Below are 23,083 nucleotides of genomic sequence, written 5' to 3' on the forward strand. Positions count from 1 at the left end.
TTGAATCATCATATGAGAATTGTAGAGGATTCAATGGGACTTAGCGATAGAATAAAATTTTATCGATCGATAAATTTTAGTGATCAATCTGCTCGGTTTAGGTCAATGATTTTAATTTATTGATTAAATGATTTTTCAAGAAAATCATTTTAGTCTCAGAAATTAAAAACGGTAACCTACACCCACATAGGTAATCAGAGGATCGATATCAATTTTAGTCTTAGCCGTAACAAGATCTTTATTGGTATTTGAGTTTGAAATGGTAATTGTGGCATCGCTACTCATAGGAGCATAAGTTACTGAGCCTACGCCAAACCAACGCTCATTAAAGTCATAGGTTGCACCCAATGTTGCCATAGGCGCCCAAGCATCATCTGCTTTGACTTTGACTACAGGATTTGCTGAAGATAGTTTACCGTCAAGTGCAGCACCTGCTTGATTATCTAAGACATTTTGAATCATATGACCTGCTGCAATCAAATCATCTTTCACGCCATTATCCACTTTTAAATGGGTGAAATGTGCATACATCACACCGACACCAAGATAAGGTCGAAATTTATTTACACCAGATTTACCAAATTGATAATGTAACTCTGCTGCTGGTAACCATGCAGTTGCCGATGCTGCTTTAGAGTGCTTGGATAAATCGGTAATCGGAATATCTTTCTGTAAGTCAATACTCCCGAGTGGAGTTGAATCTTTGCCTGTCAAAGGGGCATAGATTTGACCTTTACCTTCAATCTCAACTTTAGGTGGAATACCCGCTTTAAACTCTAGAGAAATATTGTCAGTAAAGTAATAATTGCCCATCAAGCCAAAAGTATCAACATCTTTTGCTGTTAAGCCTGTACCTTCAGCAGTCCAACTCGATAAGCCATTGACAGTCGCTGTACCAGTTAAAGCACTGGGAATTGTGTCACCTAAAAGACCGATTGCACCATATAGAAAAGGATTTGATTCCTTAACAGCTGCATCTAGTACAGCTTTTTTAGAAATATCTCCTACTTTTGATTGGGTTCCTTCAGCAACGGCGGTATTCACTTTGATGGGATTGCCATTGCCTTGTGGCATAGCATGTAACCAGCCTGCTGATACAGAAAATCGCTTAAATCCATCACCATCTTTAAAACTGAAATAAGGTGAATCCGCATGTGCCATCATAGGTAAAGTCACACATGTGGTGATCATGCAAAGTAATGATTTCTTCATAGAATTGGACTCCATGTCCGCAATTGATACTAATTTTTATGTATTTTTATTATTAGGATTTTTTGCTGTGTTTGAATGTTGCTTTTGCAAGGTCTTTTTTTAAGTGAATGTTCTTTTTTTAATGTTTTATTTATCATCGGGTTGATAATCTTAGCATCTATGTAATTGTGTTAATATTGCATTACATTGTAAAAATAGAAGATTTTTACGGTAAAAAATATTTTAAAACAATATCTTATTTATAGTGGAAAATTGCAGTAATAAAAAAAGGTCATATCAATATGACCTTTTCTTAAATGACTCAAGTCAGTTTAGTCAATGACTTATTTATTTCTGAAAGCGAGACAAGTCTTCTTCAGGGCGCGCGGTTAAAACTTCAACACCATTTTTAGTGACTAGAAGTGTATGTTCGTATTGCGCTGAAAGGCTATGATCTTTGGTTACGACAGTCCATTTATCGCCCATCAAACGGGTTTGCCAAACGCCTGCATTGACCATCGGCTCAATGGTAAAGGTCATACCTTCTTCTAAAACCATACCTGAGTTTGGTTGTCCATAATGTAAAACTTGGGGTTCGTCATGGAATACAGTGCCAATACCATGACCACAATATTCACGGACAACGCTAAAACGCTCTGACTCAACATACTTTTGGATTGCAGCACCAATATCGCCAATTGTAGAGCCTGGTTTAACGGTTGCCATACCACGGTACATTGCTTCTTGAGCAACTTTACATAAACGGTCTGCAATGATTGAAGTTTCTCCACCAACGACATACATCATATTGGTATCGCCGTGGTAACCATCTTTAATCACTGTGACATCAATATTCAGGATATCGCCTTTTTTCAGGATTTTACTTTCAGACGGAATGCCGTGACATACCACGTGGTTCACAGAAGTACAAATCACATGTTGGAAAGCCGGTCGGCCGGGTGCAGCGCCATAACCCAAACATGCAGGTATAGCATTTTGTGTATTGACAATATAGTCATGACAAATCGTATCCAACTCCAGTGTACTGACACCTGGTTTGATATGCGGTTTGATCATATCCAAAACTTCTGCAGCCAATCGACCTGCAACACGCATCTTCTCAATTTCATCTGCGGTTTTGATTAATCGACGGGGCGCTTCGTAAGTACTGTTCATGATCTTTAAAAACTTTTGGAAATTTGTATGTGACTATGGTATAAATAGCCGCCCAATTTATCAAATGCTTTCTGTGACTTTCTTTATGAATCGTTTATGGAAATTTTGATAAGGGCAATTTAAAAATCCGCACATATGTCGTCACATTACTCTGGGTGCCTGAAAGGGTGGAGAATGCGGACATATGGAGGCCTAACCCAAACTTTTAAGGTAAAGAAAATGGCAGATTACAACGTAAGCATGCGCGACCTTCTTCAAGCTGGTGCGCACTTTGGTCACCAAACTCGCTTCTGGAACCCAAAAATGCGTCAATACATTTTTGGTGCGCGTAACCGCATTCACATCATTAACCTTGAACACACTGTTCCTGCGTTAAATGATGCTTTGAATTTTGTTAACAATCTAGCAAGCAAAAAGAACAAAGTATTGTTCGTTGGTACAAAACGTGCTGCTTCTAACATCATTCGTGAGCAAGCTCAGCGCGCTGGTCAACCTTATGTTGATCACCGTTGGTTGGGTGGTATGTTGACTAACTGGAAAACTCTTCGTCAGTCAATCAACCGTTTGAAAGATCTTCAAACTCAATCACAAGATGGTACTTTTGCTAAACTTACTAAACGTGAAGCATTAGAACGTACTCGTGAAATGGAAAAACTTGAACGCTCTTTAGGCGGTGTTAAGAACATGGGTGGTTTACCTGACGCATTGTTCATCATCGACGTTGATCACGAAGCAATCGCGATTAAAGAAGCTAAAAACCTTGGTATTCCAGTAATCGGTATCGTTGATACAAACTCTAACCCAGATAACGTAGATTTCGTTATTCCTGGTAACGACGATGCGATCCGTGCTGTTACACTTTATGCTTCTGCAATGGCTGATGCGATTCTTGCTGGTAAAGAATACGCTCAAACTCAAGCAAATGCTCAAGCTAAAGGCGAAGAAGCTGCGAAAGAAGCTCCTGAGGCTTAATGCGTTTTGACGCAAGCTTGTCATTTTTGTGAATTAAAATGATGACAAATTGAGCGTCGATAAAGCAAAACGGCCCAGAGAAACCTTTGGGCCGTTTTTGTTGAACAGATTCATATTCTACCGTATTTAGGAGAACAACATGACTGCAGTTACTGCGAGCATGGTAAAAGAATTACGTGACCGTACTGGTCTTGCAATGATGGAATGCAAAAAAGCATTAACAGAAGCAGACGGTGACATCGAATTAGCGATTGATAACCTTCGTAAATCAGGTCAAGCAAAAGCAGCTAAAAAAGCTGGTAATATTGCTGCTGATGGTGCAATCACGATTGCTCAAGAAGGTAACAAAGCAATTCTTTTAGAAGTAAACTGTCAAACTGACTTCGTTGCGAAAGACGAAAACTTTGCTGGTTTCTCTGCTAAAGTTGCTGCTGCTGCACTTGCTGCTGGCGTAACTGACGCTGCTCAAATTGCTGAATTGAAACTTGAAGACGGTTCAACTGTTGAAGAAGCTCGTATTGCGCTTGTTCAAAAAATCGGTGAAAACATTCAAGTTCGTCGTGCTGCAATTGTAGAAGGTGAAAACCTTGCAGTTTACAAACACGGTTTAAAAATTGGTGTTGTTGTTTCTTACACAGGTTCTGCTGAAACTGGTAAAGGTATTGCAATGCACGTTGCTGCGTTCAACCCAGTTGCTGTAACTGCTGAAGACGTTTCTGCTGATCTTATCGCTAAAGAGAAAGAAATTGCAGAAGCTAAAGCAATCGAATCTGGTAAACCAGCAAACATCGTTGAAAAAATGGTAACTGGTTCAGTTGAAAAATACTTGAACGAAGTTGTTCTTGAGCGTCAACAATACGTTATCGACAACGACAAAAAAGTTGCTGAAGTATTGAAAGCGACTGCAACAACTGTAGCTCAATTCGTTCGCTTCGAAGTAGGTGAAGGTATTGAGAAAAAAGCTGAAATGAGCTTTGCTGAAGAAGTTGCTGCTGCTCAGGCTGCTGCTAAATAATTTTACTTTCTGAGTATAATTATTGAAAACCCCTCATTTGAGGGGTTTTTTATTGCTATTGATTTTAAAGAAAAAAATTCAAGAAGAATCAGTAAAATGATTTTATACAAATGATGAGCGTTATTCTTTTATAATCTCTATTATTCATATTGCTTAGACTAAAACTTAATGGCAAACAAAACGCAACTTGGTATTGGTGCTGCAATCGCTGTAATTGTTGCTGCTTATTTTGGTATTGACCTAAACCAACAAAACAAGGCATCAACTGGGCAAGCTCAAGTTAATTCCCAAGATCAAAACAATCGTGCTGCACAATTTGATTCTAAATCAAGTGATCAGCAAAATTTTCAAAACACGCAGTCAAACAATAGTCAAAATCAGCAAGGGTTAACGGTTATTCGTCAAGCTTTTGATGGAAAGTTGAGTAATGTTCAAGTTCAGTCGGAAGGGCGAGTAAAAGCAATATTACGTGACGATACTCAAGGTTCACGTCATCAAAAATTCATACTTTCATTGGATAACGGTTTAACTGTCTTGGTCGCACATAATATTGATTTAGCACCACGAATTGATCATTTACGTAAAGGCGATCGTGTTGAGTTTTTTGGAGAGTATGAATACAGTAATCAAGGTGGTGTGATTCATTGGACACATCATGATCCAAGTCGCCGTCATGAAGATGGTTGGTTAAAGCATGATGGAAAAACCTATCAATAAATAGTGCATTGTTCATTCAGTTCTATAAAATTTAGTTGATTGTTATTCTATTCAGATTTCGACAGCAATTTTGTTCTATACCTTGTTTCTAATCGTGCTATTTTTAAGCCATCAGAAGGCGTTTGAATCGAAAACATGCAGGAGTGGGCAAACTATTTCCACCTTAAAGAATTAGGTGGATTGGAGTTGTTAAAAGCACAGTATCACCATAAGCAATTTTCAAAGCATGTGCATGAAGGTTATTGTATTGGTGTGATTGAAGATGGTGCGCAAAGTTTTTATCGAACAGGGCAGTTACATACAGCGCCGAAAGGTGACATTATTTTAGTCAATGCAGATGAAATTCACACAGGTTCATCTGCGGTTGAGTCGGGTTGGAAATACCGAGCAATTTATCCAACACCCGAAATGTTGCTTGAGGCAGGGCAAGATTTTTTTAGTGTCAAAAATAGTGTGCCTTGGTTTCCTTATGCTGTTGTTCACGATGTTGGCTTGGCACAACAATTTACCTTATTGTTTGATCTATTAGAACAAAAAGAAAATACGTTGCTCAAGGAAAGTCTGTATTTATCAACTTTGGCTCGTTTAATCAGTCGCTATGGTCGAGCAAAGTTAACACCCGCAGAGCTTCCTGAAGCACAACGTAAAGTTGAAATTGTCAAAGATTTATTGAATGCTTTTCCTGAGCGAGATTATTCTTTGACTGATTTGGCTGCAACTGTAGGATTGAGTCCTTGGCACTTTTTGCGAGAATTTAAAAAGTATACAGGGTTGCCGCCACACAGTTGGTTGGTACAAGTCCGTTTGCATAAAGCACGGCAATTATTAAAACAAGGTTATACGATCGCAATGACAGCACAAAATTGTGGCTTTTCAGATCAAAGCCATTTTAATCGACATTTTAAAAAGGCAATGGGCGTAACACCGTCCCAATATTTAAGCACTTTGAATATTTAGCCTAGTTCAACATCTTTTAAACGTTATAAGAAATCCTTAGACAGCAATAAAGCAGCAATTTCATGCAAGCCACGTCCACTGCTTTTGAAGATACTCATCCTATTCGTGGTTTTGGATTTAATTAATGAGTCATCAATTTGAACCTTGTTCTGCTGACATTCAATCGCAATCCGACTTGAATAAAAAAGCATTTTTACGAGGTGTTGTTGATATTTTACCTTTATCAATCGCTGTATTGCCTTGGGGGATTCTGGCAGGTTCGATGGCCATCAACGCAGGATTGACCTTTGCTCAGGCTTTTTCGATGTCGGCTGTTGTATTTGCAGGTGCTGCTCAACTGGTGAGTTTGGGTTTGGTTATGGCGGGGGCTTCGGTTTGGACCATTTTTATTACGGTGTTTTTCTTAACCAGTCAACATTTGATTTATGCCTTGAACTTCCGTAAGGATGTTACTCAATTTTCTTTTAGACAGAGATTGGTGATTGGCTTTCTGTTAACCGATGAATTATTTGCAGTGGGAATAGGGGAAAATAAGCAACGAACCTTCGCTTATCTATTTGGCGCTGGCTTATGTTTTTATTTAGCATGGTGTTTATTTAGCTTATTTGGCATCTTGCTGGCACAGTCGATACCTAATTTAGAAAGTTTACACCTCGATTTTTCGATTGTTGCGGTATTTATTCTCATCATTGTACCAATGATTAAAAACAAAGCGACCTTGATTGGGGTGATCTTTACCTTAATTTTTGCCTGTATCTTTAAATATCTTCAATTCGAAGGCAGCATTGTATTATCAGGAATTTTTGGCATGTTGAGTGCGATGTGTGCAGCAAAGTTGATAAGACTTAGAAGCTTAGGAGTTCAACAATGACATGGTTATTGCTACTAAGCTTGGCATTTATTGTATTTCTAAATCGATATTTCTTTCTCGAACCCAAAGTTGCATTTAAGTTACCGCATTGGATTGAAAATATGTTGCAGTATTCTGCACCTTGTTTACTCACCGCCATTTGTGCACCGATTGTGTTCTTCAATGATCAGCAATTGCGAGCTTTACCTTTGGATGCTTATTTTTTAACAGCGATCGTATGTATTGTTTTAGCGCTGATTTCTAAAAAAATCTTAGTCAATCTTGGTCTAAGTCTACTGTGTTTCTATGGTTTGTTTTATTTATTCAATTGACAGGAAATGGAGGGGAACCTCAGTGCGGAATTTCCCCTCAATGTATTTACCTTAAAAAGCCAGTTTTTGGCGTGTTTTCCATTTTGGCAGTACTTTACTTAGATATGCATCCATGCACCATACAGGACCAATCAAGAGAAATTGAAGATCTTTAAAAAATGAAGGTTTTTTACCCTCAATTTTATGCCCATAAAACTGTCCAATCCATGCCAAAACAAACACGCCAATATAAAAACCAACGCCAACAGGAAGCAGGTAGATCACCCATGCCATGACGGCAATCAATGCGGTCATGGCGACAGCAAGCACAATATCTAAGCGGGTGTAGAAAACCAGTGTAAGCACTAAAAGAAGGGCTGTAAGCAAGGCACTAAAATGTGCAAGGATTCCAATGATGGCAAATAAAATCGCAGGAACACAGACCCAATGGATGGCTTTATTGGTTTTGTTTTGATGACTTTCACTATATTCATCAAACCATTCAGTAATGTTTTTCATTTGGCGCTCCATGCAGATGGTTGGCTTTATTGTTCATCTAGCTTTAATTTTCCTGAAAATAATATAATTCAGAATTGGCTTGAGGTCAAAATCCGACTGACCAAATCAATTCCGATTGTTTTAGTCGACCTATTTTAATGCGTGCTTTGATAAAAATTTAAGATATCACGTGCCCAAGTTTGGTGTTGCGGTTTGAGCGTGACTTTGATTTCTTGAAAGTTGGTGATGTCATTACCGTCACTTTCATCGCTATAGTAGGCGATACCATGTGTATGTGCGTTGTGGTTGGGAATCTGATAACTAAAATAAACTTTGTTTTTGTTCACTCTGACGATCTTTAATAGATGATTTTTGTCCTCAATAGCACCAAACTCATTGGCTAGACTGAGTTTTCGAACATTTGGAAAATATAAACTGGCACTGTGCATGGCACAGCCAACACAAGCAGATGAATTGTAAATTGTGATCGCTTCATCTTTTTGAGAACTTGCGAGTACAGCATAAGCGACACCAGAAGGTCCTAAATCTGTACTGATGACCTGCCATGTTTTAGGGATGAGTACGGGACCAATACCAGGTAACAAGATAATTTTGAAATTTTTAGCCTGTGTTGTGGACAATTGATAATTAAATTGACACTTCACAGCTTGGGTTTTGTTGTTGTTACATACGGAATCGTCTTTATAAAAGCCAGTATCGTTAAATGGATTGGGAATGGCAGCAATATACGTGTCGACAAAAACATCATGATTAAGTCTGGTCGCTGGCAGCTTTTCGATGTGGTGTTGTTGATGTGGCGCTTTGTTATTTTTCAACGCTGGAAAAGTGGCTTTGAATATGGAAATATCGCCATAAGCAAAACCACTGAGCAGGAATAAAATCATGATTAAAATTTTTTGCTTGAGCATGACTTATCCTTTTTGATCTTTATTGAGGGCGTTGATAAATCAATCGACCTTCTTTATAGGTCGCTAATATTTTAATGTCTTTGATCTTTTGAGAAGGGACTTTTAAAGGGTCTTGATCTAAAAGTACAAGGTCCGCCAATTTTCCTTGCTCTAAAGTACCTTTATTTTTTTCTTCAAAGTACTGATATGCAGCCCAATCAGTCACTGATTTTAAAGCAATATAGGGACTGACTTTTTGATCTTCACCTAAAACATCTCCAGAACGGGTCGTTCGATTCACAGTGGCATCAATCACCATCATATTCTTGGGTGGAATAACAGGCGCATCATGATGTTCAGTAAAAATCATATTCTTGCGTAAAGCAGATCCAGTTGGGGAGATTCGGTTAGCGCGTTCTGCGCCAAGCGTTTCATGTTTGTGCCAATCACCCCAATAGTAGGTGTGTAATGAAAAGAATGATGGAATCAGTCCAAGTTTTTTGGCTTGATCTAATTGATCTTCACGCATGGTTTGGGCATGAATAATGACATTACGGCGGTCTGCATATCCATATTGAGTATTTGCTTTTTCAATGGTTGTTAAATATTGATCAATTGCAGCATCTCCATTGGCATGTGCAAGAATTTGCCAGTGATTCTGATAAGCAAGATTAATTGCATCTTGAACTTGTTTGATATCAGGATAAGCAGGATAACCTCGATAATCTTTGCTTTTGCCTTCTGGTGGAACAAGATAAGGCTGAGTGAGCCATGCAGTTTTGCCTTGAGGAGAACCATCTAGGCTGATTTTTACCCCGCCAATTCTAAAATGGTTTTGGTAATTTAGACTGCTGCCATTTTTAAGCATGTAGTTTTTTTCATTCATGATGTCGGGATAAACTACAACATCAATATTTAATTGGTTGATAGCGGCAAAACTTCGCCACAATTCAGCTGTGCCGTGATCAGCACGACCTTCTTGTACGGTGGTATAGCCATTTTTGATGTAGGTATTGAGCGCTGTTTTTGCCATATTTTGCATGATCTCAGGTGGCACTTGACTAAAAGCAGTTGCCATTGCTGAGAAAACGGCAGCTTCTTCAAGTACGCCATTGGGTTCTTGAGAATTTGCTTTACGGCGAATAATCCCTCCAGTTGGATTAGGTGTATTCTGATTGATGTTTAAAACCTCAAGCGCTTTATGATTGACTGAGGCTAAATGACCTGATTGGTGTAAGACAATAATAGGATGGTTGGTCGAAACCAAGTCTAAATCATCAGCAGTTGGGTGGCGTTTTTCATTCAGTTGCGCATCATCATAACCATTGCCAATAATCCATCCTGAGGTTGCCTTAATAAAATCAGGATTTTTTTGTTGCCACAAGGAAAGTTCATGAATCAGAGAGGGGATATCGGATACATTGCCATCTGGTGTTGGATAGAGGTTGGCAACAGTTTGCTGTAAACCCACACTGTTTAAATGGCTATGTGCATCGATAAACCCGGGGAGTAGAGTATGACGTTTTAAGTTAATTACTTGAGTATTCTTTTGTTTGAGTTTCTGTGCTTGGTTTAAATCACCTGCAAAGACAATTTTTCCATCTTTGACAAACAATGCTTCTACATAATGTGGTGACATCCCTTGCATGGTCAAAATCGAGCCACCATAAAAAAGTGTACTGGCTTGTGGAAGGGAAGTTGTGACAGTTTGAGATTTTGTGGGATCTGATTGAGCGATGTTGGTACAAGCACTGAGCAATCCAAAACTACTGATGCAGATGATAGGAGCAATAAATCGAACAAGCTGGGATGGGTTAAGTTGCAACATAGTGAATCACCCTAGTTTTTGTATTGTTAGAATTGAATATACGTCGCTACAATTGAATTCAAAATAGCGTATAGAATAAGAATTAAATTAACAAAGATTTCATGCTAAGTATAGAAATGATGTTTACTTTTCACATATTTAAACTGGGCTATTTAGTCACTTTTATGAATGTAAGATTAGAATTGATACAGATTAAACCAGTCTTTTTCTAAAATAAAGGATGCCCAGCAAAGCAAATGCCAAGCCAATAAACGATGGGGCATAACCAAAAGGCGTTGCAAGTAAGCCAACAATAACTGCACCTGCAACAGCACCGCCATAATTAAAAATATTAACTCGAGCAATAATTTCATCTCGTCGATTTTCATCTAAACGACCTGCGGCGGAAAAGGTCAGTGGGACCAATGCACCTACGGCGACACCAGCCAGCGCAAAACCAATGATTACGGTAACGAGTGAATGACTTATTCCTGATAATACACATCCAAATGCTCCGATCAGGATTGTGACTAATGCAACCCATGTGGCTGTTTTAAATCGCAGCAAATAATCAAGACTTAATCGCGTCAGTAAAATTCCAATTTGATAAGCTGCATAACCTAAAGGAGCAATCGTTGCTGAACTTGCTAAAACATCTTTGAGATAAATGGAGCTCCAAGTACTGATTGCGGAGTCGACAGTAAATACAATTAGGATAATTAGCCCAAAAATAAGTAGTTGTTGATATGGGATGGCTGGCTTCTGCTGTGGATTTAATTCTGCACACTGTTTTTGCTGAAATAACCAGTTTCTAGACAAATGCGAGGTGATGCACGCAATCACCACAGCGATGCATAATGCTGTCGTTGCGCCAAGTGGGGTTGAAACAGTGGCTGACATCATCAATGCGCCTAGAAAAGCAGCCGCTGTATAGCAAGCAAAGAAACCGCCAAAAACACTTTTCCCAAGTCGTTGTTCCATCATGACGGCTTGCATATTAAGTGCTGCATCTAAGCAGCCTAGTCCAAGCCCATACACTAAGAAGCTCGCAATCATCAGCATCACATTTGGGCTAAATGCAGCAATTGCTATTCCAATGGCTTCAAAAATAAAACCAGTCACAATGGCAAGTCGTGACCCAAGTTTAACCGCTATACGATCGGCTAAAATTGAACCGAGTGCTGCAGCAATACAGACTCCTAGAATGATCATTGCTAACTGGTCTTCAGTTAACTTAAATCGGTCTTTTATTGTGGGGAGAGCAGTCATGACTGTGGCGTAACCAAGTCCTTGTGTCGCAAACCCGAGCGCAATCACTTTGTGTGTTCTGCTGAGTATTCGATGATCTACACGGTGGATCTTATGGTTTGCTTCCATGCTGGACTCACTTGCCTAATTTTAGATTTTTGCTTTTTTTGGATATGTTCTCGAACACTTCCTGTGCTCATTGAATTTTAATTTTGATTGGAAATAATTTTAAAGAAAAGGGGAATAATTAAAAAAATAAGGGGGCAATTCGGACATGAGTATTTTTAAGTGATAATAAAAAAGCCACTGGAAAGTGGCTTTTGTTAAATGCATGCAGTGATTTACGAGTTTGGACCGTCTACGCGTTCAATATTAACGCGTGCCGTTCCTGAATTTGTAATACCTAAACGCTTCGCAGCGCCATAAGAGAGATCGAGTACACGATTACCATGGAATGGACCACGATCGTTAACTTTAACCACAACACTCTTACCATTGTCTTTATTGGTTACACGAATAAAGCAGTTTAATGGCAGGCTACGATGAGCTGCTGTGAGATCATTCATATCGAATGTATCACCACTTGCAGTTTTACGACCGTGGAACTGACGACCGTACCAAGATGCAACACCAGTTTGGCTAAATTTGCGAACTGTATTAGAAGCAACTTCATTAAGTTTATCAATTACTGAAGGCTCATCTTCAGGAACTTGAATCTTTGCTGCAATAGTTTGACGACGTACTTGGTCGCCAGAACGTTCAGTAATTGACAAACTGTTTAGGTTTGAAAAATGAGAATTGAAATTTGTTGAATCTTTGCTAATCACACGAGAAGCTAGACTCGAACTATCCGAATCATTATTTAAATATGATGACTGAACCATTTCTGAGTTGACTTGCGTCATACTCAGACCCATGGTCAGGGCTATCACACATTTGAGTGAAGCATGCATCGTTTAACTCCTTGGAACCTCAATTTTAACTTTCTAAGTCGCTGAAAATTAACCATAGAGGTCTGTAAATTCACTTTTGCAACTGCATTTAACGGAAAGGATAATATTCAAGCTGCATTAAAGGTGTCTAGCATTATTTAAGAAACCGTTACAAAAAGGACAAATTCTTACAGGTTTTGATTAAAAAATAACCAATATTGTAACAATTTATTTAAAAAGTATATAATGTGATCAAATTAACAAAAATATTTCTTGACTTATTCTATCTAAAGGAAATTGTAAGTCTTATCGACTTACAATTTCAGTGCCTAAAAGCCATAAAGCGGTGGCATACATGCGGCTTCTATTATATGTGGTAATCACTTGAAAATTAGGATAAGTAATATAATAAATAGGACCATTTGTGTCTTGTAACTGAATAATATTGACCAAGTCTAAATCATCAATTTTAACAATTGGGTTTAATGGAGAAATTCCTAAATTTTTCAGTGAACCATAAGGAACAGGTTGGGTTAAATCTTTGGCAATGATTGCATCAGGATTGTTTCCTGTATATCGCGCTAAAAATGCAATCGGTTGATCGCGTTGCCAACCATGCTGAGCAAGATAGTTCGCAATAGAACCAATTGCATCTACAGCAGAGTTTCGCAAGTCGACATGACCATTGCCATCATAATCCACACCAAACTTAGACACATTACTTGGCATAAATTGCGGATAGCCTACAGCACCTGCATAGGAACCAACAATCGAGTTGGTTGGAACACCATCTTTATATGACCATGCAATAAGGGCACCTAATTCATCCTGAAAATATTGAGCACGGCGAGGATAACCAAAACCCAGTGTAGCAAGTGCATCACGAGTGATAAATGAGCCCTTATTCGAGCCATAACCTGTTTCAACCCCTAGAATGCCCAAAATGATCGATTGAGGCACACCAAACTGCTGTTCTGCGCGATTTAGGGTATCTGCATATTGTTGTTTGAAACGCACGCCACGCTGAATAGTGCCTTCGGCTAAAAAGTTAGTCTTATACTGATACCAAGGCTTGCTTTCACCTGGGCGTTCCATGATATTGATGATATTCGGTAAATTGCGTGAACCATTCATTGCCCAATCAATCTGTTCTGCACTTAAGCCGTATGTTTGCATAGTTCTGGCTTTAAAATTATTGTATTCAGGGTTGCTGGCAAAATCATTGGCTTGACAAAAACTGGTCAGTGAAAATGCTGCCGCACAGAAAGTGATATTTTTAACCTTCTGTAAAAGCCCAAAAGTAAGCATAGGTTATATTTCCTAATTATTTATGATAAAAAATTAACGATGCGTATGGATCGACATCACAATGCCAAAAGTGGCCATTAAAGTAATAATTGCTGTGCCACCATAACTCATAAAGGGTAGTGGTACACCGACTACAGGTAAAATACCACTGACCATGCCTGCATTTACAAATACATAAACAAAAAATGACAAAGCAAATGTACCTGCAACCAAACGACCAAAATTATGGAAGCACTGTAAACTCATTTGAAAAGTTCTAAAAATAATACAAAAGTAAATGGTGATCAAAAGTAGGATACCAATCAAACCAAATTCTTCCGAAAATGCAGCAATAATAAAGTCAGTGTGACCTTCTGGTAAAAAGTGTAAATGTGATTGAGTCCCTTCTAAGTAGCCTTTGCCCATAAATCCGCCTGAGCCAATCGCCGTTTTAGATTGAATGATGTTCCAGCCTGTGCCTAAGGCGTCAGCTTCAGGATTAAATAAGGTGAGAACACGCTGTCGTTGGTAATCATGCAGTAAAAACTCCCAAGCCACTGGAATAACCACAGCAGCTGCGCTAACCGCTCCTAAAATCATTTTCCATGAAAGCCCACTGAGAAAGAGCACAAAAATCCCACTGGCTAAGATCAACAGTGATGTCCCTAGATCAGGCTGTTCAGCGATTAGGATAAAAGGTATACCGATCATCAATAATGACAAAACGACATTCTTAAAGCTTGGTGGAAGTGGATTACGTGATAAAAACCAAGCAATCATTAAGGGCATACCAATTTTTAAGAACTCACTGGGTTGTACACTACCGAAGCCTGGGATACCAATCCAACGCTGTGCGCCCATTCGCACTTCACCAAATAGCTTAACTGCAACCAGACAGACCAAACCAAAAAGATAAAAATATGGTGCGAACGCTTGATAAACTTTGGGTGGGACTTGGGCTAAACTGCACATCACTAAGAAACCGATCCCAAAACTCATTGCTTGTTTGGAAACCAACCCCATATCCTGTGCCGATGCGCTATAAAGCACGGTTAAGCCCAGTAATGCATTTAAAATGAGAAATAAACTCAACCAAGGGTCAATATGTAGTCTTTGCCAACGAGAAGGGAGCGTGGCGGTGCTTAAACCATCACGAGGAGAATGCCGTAAAAATTTATATTGAGCGCTTGGTGCCATTGGTCTATTTTGTACAAAAATATGTTTTGCGCATGCTATCACAATCCCCTCCGAAGGCAATGAATATCAATACTTCGCAACAAAATTATGTTTGAATATTTAGAGGGGGGGGTTTTATAGATGAAAGATGTTAAAGCTAAAGCTGAATCGCCAATTTACGCTGATATGTTGAGATTAATTCTAAAATTTTCTACACGCTCCAATAGTATATAATTATAGTTGTGATTAGTTGTTTGAATTTAAAAAGAAATTATATATTTTAAAACTGACAGATTGAGAGCATAAAAAAATGCCCTGAATCAAAAGGGCATTTTTATATTTAAAAAATCAATTAAAATTTATCGATCAATTAAAAAATAAAGTGTCGTAATATTCTGCAACTGCTGCAATTTCATCCTTATTTAAATTAGGAATCAATTTATCAATTGCGATATGTACAGCTTTACCTACAGCCGCTGCACCAATATCTGCTGCTTTACGTTTAATCATCCCTAAATCAAGGGTTTTATTAAAGTCGCGCATAAAGTGGTTGGTAGTTGCATCAGCAAACTGTTTAAATTGCTCTGCTAAAATGGCACGATTGACATCGCCATTGGCTTGAACTTCAGCAAAGCTATTTTTTAGGTTAATAACCAAATTAGGATCTAAGTTAACCCCAACTCGATATTGACCTTGCGGATCTTTAAATAGACTACGTTCTGAAAAATCTACAGACTGGCGAACCACATCATTGTCTGCTTTACTTAATAACTGTTTAAGTAATACAGCAACGGTTGATTTGACATAACCCGCGAGTTTTTCCGCAGTGTCTCGTTTGTCGCTTGCAGGGAAACGACGAACAAGTTCAATCAAAAGCGTATCAATAATTTCTTCATTGATAAGTAAGGCTGTTTGATCACGTAAAGGATAGAGTGGTTCGTTAGAGTTTTTTTTCTCGATACCTGTCTGAATATTCTTGAGTAGTTCTTCAGAAGGTACAAAACCAAAAAAAGGCATGTGTTCAACCTCAATGTTTATTGTCGCGCCAATCGAATTGGGCTTGGCATCCATGATTCATCAGATACACGACACGGATTAATATCTAAACCGCCACGGCGTGTATAAGTTGCATAAACCATCAGCTTTTCTGGTTTTAAATTTTGCCAAATATCGGCAAAAATTTGTTCCACGCATTGTTCGTGAAAACCGTTATGCTGACGATAGGAGATAATATAAGCTAAAATACTACGATAACAAGGTTTTTTACCTTGATAACGGATAAAAACAGTCCCCCAATCGGGTTGACCTGTCACAGGGCAGTTACTTCTTAATAAGTGTGAAAATAGTTGAATTTCAACATTTTTATCTGTATTTGAAGTGTTTTGATCGAATTCCAAAAGGCTAGCATCTGGATGATTGACCAGACAGTCAGGTTCTTGATCATCAATACAAATACCTGTCGGTTTGGTAATGTCTAAATCATCCACTTGAAACAACGTTAAAGTGACAGGTGCTTGCGCTGCTTGAGACAAATCTTTTTCAACAGTATCGATAAAAGCTTGACGGGAATCAAACTGAGTAAAGTTCATGCTATTAAAATACAGCTTGAGTGATTTAGATTCGATCAAATTCGGTGATGTTGCTGGGAGTGCAATACGCCCAATCGCAACTTGAGGAATTCCCTTAGCATTTAGCCAAGAAATTTCGAAAACATGCCACCAATCTTGACCTTGATATATGCCTTCAACTTCAGCATATTGTTCACGTGCTTGTGCACGTGATATTGGGAAAAGAATTTCAGGCTGATAGGTGGTCGGGTAATTGGTTTCTTTACCCAATAAAGATTGTTCAACAGACATTATTCACGCATTCCTGAACCACGAGAAAGTAAATAGTAAGCAACACCATAAAGTAAGCCACAGCAAAGTGTCACTATGATTAAAGACAAAGTAACATTGACATCACTATGACCTAAAATTCCAAAACGGAAAGCATTAACCATATATACGATCGGGTTAACTAAAGAGAGATTTTGCCAAAATGGGCTTAAAGCACTGATCGAGTAAAATACCCCACCAAGATAAGTCAGTGGTGTTAATACAAAGGTTGGAATAATTGAAATATCATCGAAAGATTTTGCATATACAGCATTGATAAAACCACCCAAAGAGAACAATAGTGAGGTCACAATCACCGTATATATGGTCACGAAAATATTATGTATATAAAGGTCAGTGAAAAACATACTCATGGCAGTGACAATCGCACCGACAAGCACACCACGACACACCCCGCCAATCACGTAACCACATAAAACCATGTGTAATGGAACTGGGCTCATGATAAGCTCTTCAATACTTTTTTGAAATTTGGCACTAAAAAAACTTGAAGAGACGTTGGCATAACTGTTGGTAATTACAGCCATCATAATCAGACCGGGTACGATGAATTGCATGTAGCTAAATCCACCCATTTGACCAATCCGAGAACCAACCAAATTACCAAAGATTACAAAGTACAAACTCATGGTAATGGCGGGTGGTAATAGTGTCTGTGGCCAGATTCGCATAAAGCGGCGAATTTCTTTTAAGACCAGTGTGTAAAGTGCAATTTGCAGTTGATTAAAATTCATTGTGCTGCTCCTTGCAGGTTTTTCTCCACTATTTTAACAAAGAGTTCTTCTAGACGATTCGATTTATTACGCATACTGCGTACACGAATACCTTGAGCTTCTAAAAGTTGGAATAAATCATTTAAAGCGTGTGCTTTGTCCATCGTGACTTCTAGTGTCATTGGATCAATTAAATTAAATTTAACCCCGATGATGTCAACAGTGATGGGCTCGATTGGATACTCCAAATCAAAAATAAATGATTCTTCACTGAGTTGATTTAAAAAGGCTTTCATTGAGGTGTCCTCTTTAATCACACCACGGTCAATAATCGCGATTTGGCGACAAAGCATTTCAGCTTCTTCCAAATAATGTGTGGTTAAAATAATTGAGGTGCCTTTTTCATTCATTTCAGTGAGAAAGTCCCACATTGAACGACGCAGCTCAATGTCTACCCCAGCAGTTGGCTCATCTAAAATTAAAAGTTTCGGTTCATGCATCATGGCACGGGCAATCATTAAGCGGCGTTTCATCCCACCAGATAACATCCGACCTTGAGTATTACGTTTTTCCCATAATCCAAGTTTTTCTAAGTATTCTTCTGCACGTTTTTGTGCAATTTTTGGAGGAATACCGTAATAACCTGCTTGGGTCACTAAGATGTCAAAGATCTTTTCAAATTGACCAAAGTTAAACTCTTGAGGGACGACACCTAAACATTGTTTGGCATTTGATGGATGGGTATCTAGGTTGTGTCCAAAAATTTCCACGGTTCCTGAAGTTTTACGTGTCAAGGAACTGATAATACCGATTGTTGTAGATTTACCTGCACCATTCGGTCCTAAAAGTGCGTAAAACTCTCCTTCTGGAACAGTTAGATTGATTCCTTTGAGTGCTTGGAATCCATTTCTATAGGTTTTCGATAAATCTCTTAACGTCAAGGCATCAGTCATGAAATTCTCACATGGTTTCAGGAGTGTGTATTGTGAGCGATCTTTTTGAATAAACCAAGTAAGTTAGACGGAATTCTACATTGCAAATATAGAACATTGTTTAAAGCATGATCATCAATGAAAAGAGTTGTTTTATAAATGCTTTACCTCACGGTTTTTTTTGTTATGATGTGCCATCTCAATTTAAGCGCCCATAGCTTAACTGGATAGAGTACAGGTTTCCGAAGCCTGTGGAGTGGGTTCGAGTCCCGCTGGGCGTACCATCTTGCTGTTCCTCCTTGTTCCAATTTGTCTCAAAACCCTTTATATTAAAAGCATTCATAGAATTCATTGTCGCAGTTTGTCGCAGTTTGTTCCTCTGTATACCCTCATAATAAGGGTACATTTGGGGGTATGCTGTAAAACCTAATAAAAATGTACCCTCAAAATGGCAAAATTAATAGTAAATCTGACAGATACAAAGCTTAGGGCAGAAATTTCAGCTCATAAGAAAAATCCAGATAAAGCCAAAAAGGTTTTTGATGGTGGCGGTTTATACCTTTATATAGATAGTGCAAGTAGAACCTATTGGCGCTTTAACTACAGGCGACCAGTTTCTAAAAAATACGCAACAATGAGCCTTGGTGTTTATCCAACTGTCACACTTGCGATGGCGCGTAAAATGCGTGATGAATATCGAGAGTTATTAGCCCAAAACATAGATCCATCTGTTGAAAAGAAGCTTGAAGAAGATCAAGCGAAAAATGCACTGGCAAATACGTTTGAACAAGTAGCTCGTGAATTCATGAAGACTGAAAGCGTGATGCCTTCAACTGCCTCACGCAATGCATTTTCATATCAACATTTATTTGATGCCATTGGGAAGCGTCCGATTCACGAAATTACAGCACGTGAACTTTTATCTGTTTGCCAAGTATATGAAAAGCAGGGCAAGTATGAAGCAGCAAGACGGATGCGCTCCAAAGCAAGCCAAGTCTTTAAATATGCAATTGTGCTTGGTTTTTGTGATCGTAATGTCGCAATGGATATTCAAGGTGTATTAAAGACAGGAAAGGTTAAGCATCATTCAGCTGTAACGGATCCTGAAGCTTTAGGGCAACTTCTATTAAATATAGATGGGTATGACAAACGTGGATCAATCATCACCTGTTATATTTTAAAAATCTTGCCTCAAGTTTTTGTTCGACCTGGTGAATTAAGAATGGCGAAATGGGAAGATGTGGATCTTGAAAATGCCACATGGTCCTACACACCTTCTAAAACAGAAAACACTTTAGGCACTCAATTAATCGTGCCTTTATCTAAACAAGTCTTGGCACTATTTAAAGAGTTGAAAGTAATTACTGGACACAGTGAATACTGCTTTGCTAATCATTGGGGCAAAACCAGAATTCTAAGTGACAGTTCAATCAATAAAGCCCTTAAGAACCTTGGCTTCAAAAATGGTGAAACTACAGGTCATGGGTTCCGTGCAACCGCTCGCACATTGTTAGATGAAGTATTAAAGTTTCCGATCGAGCGAATTGAGCAGCAGATGGGGCATCAGGTTCGAGATATGCACGGCAGAGCATACAACAGGACCAAATACTTAGATGAAAGAACAATCATGATGCAAGCTTGGTCTGATTATCTTGACTCATTAAAAGAAAAAGCCCTTAAAAGTTAAGGGCTTTAATTTGTTTCTCATATGCTTTTTCTAAGTGTTCAGGAAGTTCAACTCTAGTTGATCTAGCAAGCTTAACTTTATTAAGCTCACCAGTTTCAAACATTCTATATATAGTTGAACGGTGAACCCCAAGAAGTTTAATCGCTTGAGGTACTGTTATAACCATCAACCTTCCTCCTTTTCTTCTTTCGGTGGTTTTGGCAGTGGCATCCAGTGTGTAATTTCTTCAGGATTCATAAAATCAACCTCTCCCTTATAAATCTGCCACTTTCCATTCTCATGTAAATGACCAAATCCAATCGAAGGGTGATATCCTGAATCAGTGACAATAACAGACTGCGATACATATCCATCTTCAATCTCATAATTACACGGTGGTAATTTATCTTTAACACTAATCCAATTCACGCCACTTCTCCCAAACTCTTTTCAATTTCACTCGGCAAATCATTCGCCTCATTGATCACGATGAAATTCATAGCAATGTGGTATAAATCATCAACTTGCTTTTTGCTTAACTTCAAAGTTGTTTCATCACCACTTATCACAAAGGGAGCTAACTGATCAGTGATTTCATGAGCCGTTTCAAGGATTTCTTCAGTTTGAATTGTCATACTCATCTTCCTCCAATTCACTTAAAGCATCATTTGGGTCGGTTGCTGTTAATTCGATTTGAGCCAAACAAGCTAAATGCCACATACTTTGCTCGGTTGGGTGGGTTGATTCATACAAGTTTCCATGAAGTTCTCTAACATGTTTGTACCCAAGATGCAGATAAAACGCTTCAGCAAGTTCATGTGTTTGATCAACAATTTGTTTTGCAGTTCTAGTCATGACTTTGCTCCTGTGCTTCAATCATTGCTTGCTTAACAAAAGCGTTGTAAAGGCTATATGGTAAAAAAGCATCACCTTCATGTTCTTTAGCAACAGCCAGAACCATCGTTTCAGTTGGTTTAATTGGCATCAAAACAGACCCTTCAGGGGTGGCTTTCTCTTGCCACTTCTTACGCTCATACAATTCACCTAGCTTCATTGACTTAGCAACAAGCATTTCCAGTTGTTCAGCCTCATCATTATCTAAGAAGTGTTCTTCAATAAATGAATTAGTGATTTGATCAATTTGGCTATCTAAAAGCTCAGTATCTGCACTATTTACAAGTTCTTCTTTATTAATATTCATCACGCCACCTCTACAAATTTAATTTCATATACAGATCTGAAATCTGGTACATCAGAATTTTCAGGCATCAATACCACCGAATCACAACCATCTTCAATAAATGACAAGCGCTCTTTATTTGAAGTGTCGATTGATAAGTGTGTTATGCGACCATTTTTTAAACCAACCAAATAGGGTTTCCTTTCCATCACAACCACCACGCCATTTTTATCAATTGAAAGTAAAGTTTTAGGAGGGTCATGCTGCGAACTCCCTTAATTCCAGTTGTTGCAATGCTTTGAAGATGGTTTGATTAAATTTAATAACCGCCATTTCAATACCTGAAATGTCCAAATCTTTTGCAAAAACACGGATTACAACAATCTGTAGATGCTCAGGAAGCAAGGGGCAATAGCTCACAAAGTCACACCATTCACGACGAGTACAAGCCAATTGCAACGTGATTTGAGGAATGTATTCACTAGGCACTTCCTGCAATAAAAGCGTGTTTAAATGAACAGATGAAGTAGGGCATTTAACTTCAATCTGACCATCCTTACCCACCAAACCATCAGGAGAAGCCCCACAATTCTTAATACTTGGGTGATCAACCAAACCCGTGCTTATTACAAAATTACCTGTTTCATTTTCATAAGCTGCAACAGCATATGGCTCTTGATCAATTCCCCACTGCATAGCCTTAGTGGTCGGTGTTTCCTCCTGAACGCCAGTAAGGCGCTCAGTCAGAATGGTTAAACCTAATGCATTTAATGCTTTGCCAGTTTTAGGCTTTGCATCGATATCTTTCACACGGCTTGCTGTTACTTTTCCGCACCGATCTGCGTGCCAATCATCACTACGTTGGAGAATGTTCATAGGTCTCTCCTTGTTGTTTTTCTATAGCTTGATCAGCAAATTGAGCCATTTCCTTTAGATCAGCAGAATGAGTAGACCAGAAGTGATTCTTGCATTCACCCTTAGGTAAATTCACATATGCATTTTGCAGGCGATCAGTTCCATATCCTGCCTCAGTGCGTAAATATTGGAGATGCTGCGCTTCAAATTCTGGATATCCAGCAGGGATACTATTTTCACCAAAACCACTGACGGTTTTAACCTGGCAATCATCAATACGTTTTGCTTCATCTTCGTCATAAATACCCGAAAAGCCAAAGGCAACACGTGCACACTGGATTAAAGCTTTATGGCGTAACATGCGCTTAGGATATTTCTTCCAAGGCTCGGATGTTCCTTGGCATTCACTTAAATATTCTGTAACTACAGTCGGGTGCTCACGATCTTTGCGATAGATTTTACAAGTGCAAGATTGGTCATCTTGTTCAAACTGAATGCCATTACAAAGAGGGTTGTCATTAATAATTCGCGCCCATCCATCAATACCTACAACAGGGGTGATACCTCCACCTTTGGCAGGGAATGCGTAAATTTCTTTAGTAAATGGATTTAGCTTGTATTGATTAGCAACAATCAAAAGGCTCACAAGCTGAACATCATTCGCGCCTTTAAAAACTGTATCAATCAGAGTTTGTTTCAATTGCTCTGGATCTACATCAGCCATATCAAATGCCAAAGCAACTTTATGCATTTGAGCTTGAACGATATTGTTTTGTTTTACTGGTGCATTCATC

The 23,083-nt window shown here is 38.7% G+C and carries 28 protein-coding genes and 1 tRNA gene; 8 read left to right on the plus strand and 21 right to left on the minus strand.

All coding sequences use genetic code 11. The features are described from left to right. Positions 1-162 precede the first annotated feature (162 nt). Positions 163-1,212 (minus strand): OmpW/AlkL family protein, encoded by a 1,050-nt coding sequence (locus I9192_RS06385; RefSeq protein WP_005030424.1) that lies wholly within the window; start codon positions 1,210-1,212, stop codon positions 163-165. A gap of 327 nt (positions 1,213-1,539) precedes the next feature. After that, positions 1,540-2,367 carry a type I methionyl aminopeptidase gene (gene map / locus I9192_RS06390; RefSeq protein ID WP_004831704.1) on the minus strand — a complete coding sequence of 276 codons (828 nt, stop codon included), beginning with the start codon at positions 2,365-2,367 and terminating at the stop codon, positions 1,540-1,542. A gap of 219 nt (positions 2,368-2,586) precedes the next feature. On the opposite strand from map, the gene rpsB reads away from it, so the two are divergent. The 6 genes from rpsB to I9192_RS06420 all read left to right on the plus strand — a co-directional run bounded on the left by rpsB (position 2,587) and on the right by I9192_RS06420 (position 7,210). Continuing rightward, a complete protein-coding gene (rpsB, locus tag I9192_RS06395) occupies positions 2,587-3,339 on the plus strand; it encodes a 30S ribosomal protein S2 (RefSeq protein WP_004831703.1) in 753 nt (250 codons plus the stop codon). Positions 3,340-3,478: 139 nt separating this feature from the next. Continuing rightward, the gene (tsf, locus tag I9192_RS06400) at positions 3,479-4,354 is read left to right on the plus strand and encodes a translation elongation factor Ts (RefSeq protein WP_004722025.1); all 876 of its coding nucleotides are present in this window, start codon (positions 3,479-3,481) and stop codon (positions 4,352-4,354) included. A 168-nt stretch (positions 4,355-4,522) separates the two neighbouring features. Next, positions 4,523-5,071 (plus strand): DUF3465 domain-containing protein, encoded by a 549-nt coding sequence (locus I9192_RS06405; protein ID WP_004831702.1) that lies wholly within the window; start codon positions 4,523-4,525, stop codon positions 5,069-5,071. 135 nt (positions 5,072-5,206) lie between these two features. After that, complete coding sequence (locus tag I9192_RS06410; RefSeq protein WP_005030420.1) at positions 5,207-6,028, plus strand: AraC family transcriptional regulator; 822 nt, start codon at positions 5,207-5,209, stop codon at positions 6,026-6,028. 124 nt (positions 6,029-6,152) lie between these two features. Further along, a complete protein-coding gene (locus I9192_RS06415) occupies positions 6,153-6,899 on the plus strand; it encodes an AzlC family ABC transporter permease (RefSeq protein ID WP_005030419.1) in 747 nt (248 codons plus the stop codon). Beyond that, positions 6,896-7,210 (plus strand): AzlD domain-containing protein, encoded by a 315-nt coding sequence (locus I9192_RS06420; RefSeq protein WP_005030418.1) that lies wholly within the window; start codon positions 6,896-6,898, stop codon positions 7,208-7,210. Before I9192_RS06415 ends, I9192_RS06420 begins: the two co-directional genes overlap by 4 nt. A 51-nt stretch (positions 7,211-7,261) precedes the next feature. Here I9192_RS06420 and I9192_RS06425 read toward each other — a convergent pair whose 3' ends face one another. The 11 genes from I9192_RS06425 to I9192_RS06475 all read right to left on the minus strand — a co-directional run bounded on the left by I9192_RS06425 (position 7,262) and on the right by I9192_RS06475 (position 18,609). After that, entirely contained in the window at positions 7,262-7,708 is a 447-nt protein-coding gene (locus tag I9192_RS06425; RefSeq protein WP_005030417.1) for an Mpo1 family 2-hydroxy fatty acid dioxygenase, read from the minus strand. Between the two features lie 134 nt (positions 7,709-7,842). Further along, positions 7,843-8,616, minus strand: coding sequence for a DUF4850 domain-containing protein (locus I9192_RS06430; protein ID WP_005030416.1), 774 nt, complete (start codon positions 8,614-8,616; stop codon positions 7,843-7,845). Between the two features lie 19 nt (positions 8,617-8,635). Beyond that, positions 8,636-10,423 carry an amidohydrolase gene (locus I9192_RS06435; RefSeq protein ID WP_005030415.1) on the minus strand — a complete coding sequence of 596 codons (1,788 nt, stop codon included), beginning with the start codon at positions 10,421-10,423 and terminating at the stop codon, positions 8,636-8,638. A 192-nt stretch (positions 10,424-10,615) separates the two neighbouring features. Beyond that, complete coding sequence (locus I9192_RS06440) at positions 10,616-11,779, minus strand: MFS transporter (RefSeq protein WP_005030414.1); 1,164 nt, start codon at positions 11,777-11,779, stop codon at positions 10,616-10,618. 212 nt (positions 11,780-11,991) lie between these two features. After that, positions 11,992-12,603, minus strand: a complete 612-nt coding sequence (locus I9192_RS06445) for a septal ring lytic transglycosylase RlpA family protein (RefSeq protein ID WP_005030413.1) — start codon at positions 12,601-12,603, stop codon at positions 11,992-11,994. 285 nt (positions 12,604-12,888) lie between these two features. After that, the gene (gene mltB / locus I9192_RS06450; RefSeq protein WP_004831688.1) at positions 12,889-13,890 is read right to left on the minus strand and encodes a lytic murein transglycosylase B; all 1,002 of its coding nucleotides are present in this window, start codon (positions 13,888-13,890) and stop codon (positions 12,889-12,891) included. 33 nt (positions 13,891-13,923) lie between these two features. Beyond that, positions 13,924-15,066 (minus strand): rod shape-determining protein RodA, encoded by a 1,143-nt coding sequence (gene rodA, locus I9192_RS06455; protein ID WP_010590864.1) that lies wholly within the window; start codon positions 15,064-15,066, stop codon positions 13,924-13,926. A 345-nt stretch (positions 15,067-15,411) separates the two neighbouring features. After that, positions 15,412-16,062: a hypothetical protein gene (locus I9192_RS06460; RefSeq protein WP_005030410.1), complete on the minus strand. Its 651-nt coding sequence runs from the start codon at positions 16,060-16,062 to the stop codon at positions 15,412-15,414. A gap of 17 nt (positions 16,063-16,079) precedes the next feature. Next, positions 16,080-16,904 (minus strand): NADPH-dependent 7-cyano-7-deazaguanine reductase QueF, encoded by an 825-nt coding sequence (gene queF, locus I9192_RS06465; protein ID WP_005030409.1) that lies wholly within the window; start codon positions 16,902-16,904, stop codon positions 16,080-16,082. Continuing rightward, the gene (locus I9192_RS06470) at positions 16,904-17,677 is read right to left on the minus strand and encodes an ABC transporter permease (protein WP_004831680.1); all 774 of its coding nucleotides are present in this window, start codon (positions 17,675-17,677) and stop codon (positions 16,904-16,906) included. Before I9192_RS06470 ends, queF begins: the two co-directional genes overlap by 1 nt. Next, positions 17,674-18,609, minus strand: a complete 936-nt coding sequence (locus tag I9192_RS06475) for an ABC transporter ATP-binding protein (protein ID WP_005030406.1) — start codon at positions 18,607-18,609, stop codon at positions 17,674-17,676. The genes I9192_RS06470 and I9192_RS06475 overlap by 4 nt, the downstream gene beginning before the upstream one ends. 187 nt (positions 18,610-18,796) lie before the next feature. Here I9192_RS06475 and I9192_RS06480 point away from each other — a divergent pair. Both I9192_RS06480 and I9192_RS06485 read left to right on the plus strand, forming a co-directional pair. Then, positions 18,797-18,872, plus strand: a tRNA-Arg gene (locus I9192_RS06480). Positions 18,873-19,036: 164 nt separating this feature from the next. Next, a complete protein-coding gene (locus tag I9192_RS06485; protein ID WP_200150220.1) occupies positions 19,037-20,275 on the plus strand; it encodes a tyrosine-type recombinase/integrase in 1,239 nt (412 codons plus the stop codon). Here the strand turns inward: I9192_RS06485 and I9192_RS06490 are convergent. The 8 genes from I9192_RS06490 to bet are packed head-to-tail and all read right to left on the minus strand — an operon-like array spanning position 20,265 to position 23,082. Next, positions 20,265-20,441, minus strand: a complete 177-nt coding sequence (locus I9192_RS06490) for a helix-turn-helix domain-containing protein (RefSeq protein WP_151960885.1) — start codon at positions 20,439-20,441, stop codon at positions 20,265-20,267. The genes I9192_RS06485 and I9192_RS06490 overlap by 11 nt on opposite strands. After that, complete coding sequence (locus I9192_RS06495) at positions 20,441-20,683, minus strand: DUF551 domain-containing protein (RefSeq protein WP_200150221.1); 243 nt, start codon at positions 20,681-20,683, stop codon at positions 20,441-20,443. The genes I9192_RS06490 and I9192_RS06495 overlap by 1 nt, the downstream gene beginning before the upstream one ends. After that, a complete protein-coding gene (locus I9192_RS06500) occupies positions 20,680-20,889 on the minus strand; it encodes a hypothetical protein (protein WP_199953702.1) in 210 nt (69 codons plus the stop codon). The genes I9192_RS06495 and I9192_RS06500 overlap by 4 nt, the downstream gene beginning before the upstream one ends. Then, the gene (locus I9192_RS06505) at positions 20,873-21,109 is read right to left on the minus strand and encodes a hypothetical protein (protein WP_200150222.1); all 237 of its coding nucleotides are present in this window, start codon (positions 21,107-21,109) and stop codon (positions 20,873-20,875) included. The genes I9192_RS06500 and I9192_RS06505 overlap by 17 nt, the downstream gene beginning before the upstream one ends. Next, positions 21,102-21,455 carry a hypothetical protein gene (locus I9192_RS06510; RefSeq protein WP_200150223.1) on the minus strand — a complete coding sequence of 118 codons (354 nt, stop codon included), beginning with the start codon at positions 21,453-21,455 and terminating at the stop codon, positions 21,102-21,104. Before I9192_RS06510 ends, I9192_RS06505 begins: the two co-directional genes overlap by 8 nt. Next, positions 21,455-21,643, minus strand: coding sequence for a hypothetical protein (locus tag I9192_RS06515; RefSeq protein WP_180644977.1), 189 nt, complete (start codon positions 21,641-21,643; stop codon positions 21,455-21,457). The genes I9192_RS06510 and I9192_RS06515 overlap by 1 nt, the downstream gene beginning before the upstream one ends. Positions 21,644-21,692: 49 nt before the next feature. After that, positions 21,693-22,310, minus strand: coding sequence for a lambda exonuclease family protein (locus tag I9192_RS06520; RefSeq protein ID WP_200150224.1), 618 nt, complete (start codon positions 22,308-22,310; stop codon positions 21,693-21,695). Further along, positions 22,291-23,082, minus strand: a complete 792-nt coding sequence (gene bet, locus I9192_RS06525) for a phage recombination protein Bet (protein ID WP_200150225.1) — start codon at positions 23,080-23,082, stop codon at positions 22,291-22,293. The genes I9192_RS06520 and bet overlap by 20 nt, the downstream gene beginning before the upstream one ends. Position 23,083: the final 1 nt, after the last annotated feature.

Source organism: Acinetobacter bereziniae (assembly GCF_016576965.1).
In the GTDB taxonomy this organism is placed as follows: Bacteria; Pseudomonadota; Gammaproteobacteria; order Pseudomonadales; family Moraxellaceae; genus Acinetobacter; species Acinetobacter bereziniae.

What these genes read in the sequence shown, in the direction of transcription:
- I9192_RS06385 (WP_005030424.1), bottom strand. Translation starts at nt 1,212, where the DNA reads ATGAAGAAATCATTACTTTGCATGATCACCACATGTGTGACTTTACCT.
- map (WP_004831704.1), bottom strand. Translation starts at nt 2,367, where the DNA reads ATGAACAGTACTTACGAAGCGCCCCGTCGATTAATCAAAACCGCAGAT.
- rpsB (WP_004831703.1), top strand. Translation starts at nt 2,587, where the DNA reads ATGGCAGATTACAACGTAAGCATGCGCGACCTTCTTCAAGCTGGTGCG.
- tsf (WP_004722025.1), top strand. Translation starts at nt 3,479, where the DNA reads ATGACTGCAGTTACTGCGAGCATGGTAAAAGAATTACGTGACCGTACT.
- I9192_RS06405 (WP_004831702.1), top strand. Translation starts at nt 4,523, where the DNA reads ATGGCAAACAAAACGCAACTTGGTATTGGTGCTGCAATCGCTGTAATT.
- I9192_RS06410 (WP_005030420.1), top strand. Translation starts at nt 5,207, where the DNA reads ATGCAGGAGTGGGCAAACTATTTCCACCTTAAAGAATTAGGTGGATTG.
- I9192_RS06415 (WP_005030419.1), top strand. Translation starts at nt 6,153, where the DNA reads ATGAGTCATCAATTTGAACCTTGTTCTGCTGACATTCAATCGCAATCC.
- I9192_RS06420 (WP_005030418.1), top strand. Translation starts at nt 6,896, where the DNA reads ATGACATGGTTATTGCTACTAAGCTTGGCATTTATTGTATTTCTAAAT.
- I9192_RS06425 (WP_005030417.1), bottom strand. Translation starts at nt 7,708, where the DNA reads ATGAAAAACATTACTGAATGGTTTGATGAATATAGTGAAAGTCATCAA.
- I9192_RS06430 (WP_005030416.1), bottom strand. Translation starts at nt 8,616, where the DNA reads ATGCTCAAGCAAAAAATTTTAATCATGATTTTATTCCTGCTCAGTGGT.
- I9192_RS06435 (WP_005030415.1), bottom strand. Translation starts at nt 10,423, where the DNA reads ATGTTGCAACTTAACCCATCCCAGCTTGTTCGATTTATTGCTCCTATC.
- I9192_RS06440 (WP_005030414.1), bottom strand. Translation starts at nt 11,779, where the DNA reads ATGGAAGCAAACCATAAGATCCACCGTGTAGATCATCGAATACTCAGC.
- I9192_RS06445 (WP_005030413.1), bottom strand. Translation starts at nt 12,603, where the DNA reads ATGCATGCTTCACTCAAATGTGTGATAGCCCTGACCATGGGTCTGAGT.
- mltB (WP_004831688.1), bottom strand. Translation starts at nt 13,890, where the DNA reads ATGCTTACTTTTGGGCTTTTACAGAAGGTTAAAAATATCACTTTCTGT.
- rodA (WP_010590864.1), bottom strand. Translation starts at nt 15,066, where the DNA reads ATGGCACCAAGCGCTCAATATAAATTTTTACGGCATTCTCCTCGTGAT.
- I9192_RS06460 (WP_005030410.1), bottom strand. Translation starts at nt 16,062, where the DNA reads ATGCCTTTTTTTGGTTTTGTACCTTCTGAAGAACTACTCAAGAATATT.
- queF (WP_005030409.1), bottom strand. Translation starts at nt 16,904, where the DNA reads ATGTCTGTTGAACAATCTTTATTGGGTAAAGAAACCAATTACCCGACC.
- I9192_RS06470 (WP_004831680.1), bottom strand. Translation starts at nt 17,677, where the DNA reads ATGAATTTTAATCAACTGCAAATTGCACTTTACACACTGGTCTTAAAA.
- I9192_RS06475 (WP_005030406.1), bottom strand. Translation starts at nt 18,609, where the DNA reads ATGACTGATGCCTTGACGTTAAGAGATTTATCGAAAACCTATAGAAAT.
- I9192_RS06485 (WP_200150220.1), top strand. Translation starts at nt 19,037, where the DNA reads ATGGCAAAATTAATAGTAAATCTGACAGATACAAAGCTTAGGGCAGAA.
- I9192_RS06490 (WP_151960885.1), bottom strand. Translation starts at nt 20,441, where the DNA reads ATGGTTATAACAGTACCTCAAGCGATTAAACTTCTTGGGGTTCACCGT.
- I9192_RS06500 (WP_199953702.1), bottom strand. Translation starts at nt 20,889, where the DNA reads ATGACAATTCAAACTGAAGAAATCCTTGAAACGGCTCATGAAATCACT.
- I9192_RS06505 (WP_200150222.1), bottom strand. Translation starts at nt 21,109, where the DNA reads ATGACTAGAACTGCAAAACAAATTGTTGATCAAACACATGAACTTGCT.
- I9192_RS06510 (WP_200150223.1), bottom strand. Translation starts at nt 21,455, where the DNA reads ATGAATATTAATAAAGAAGAACTTGTAAATAGTGCAGATACTGAGCTT.
- I9192_RS06515 (WP_180644977.1), bottom strand. Translation starts at nt 21,643, where the DNA reads ATGGAAAGGAAACCCTATTTGGTTGGTTTAAAAAATGGTCGCATAACA.
- I9192_RS06520 (WP_200150224.1), bottom strand. Translation starts at nt 22,310, where the DNA reads ATGAACATTCTCCAACGTAGTGATGATTGGCACGCAGATCGGTGCGGA.
- bet (WP_200150225.1), bottom strand. Translation starts at nt 23,082, where the DNA reads ATGAATGCACCAGTAAAACAAAACAATATCGTTCAAGCTCAAATGCAT.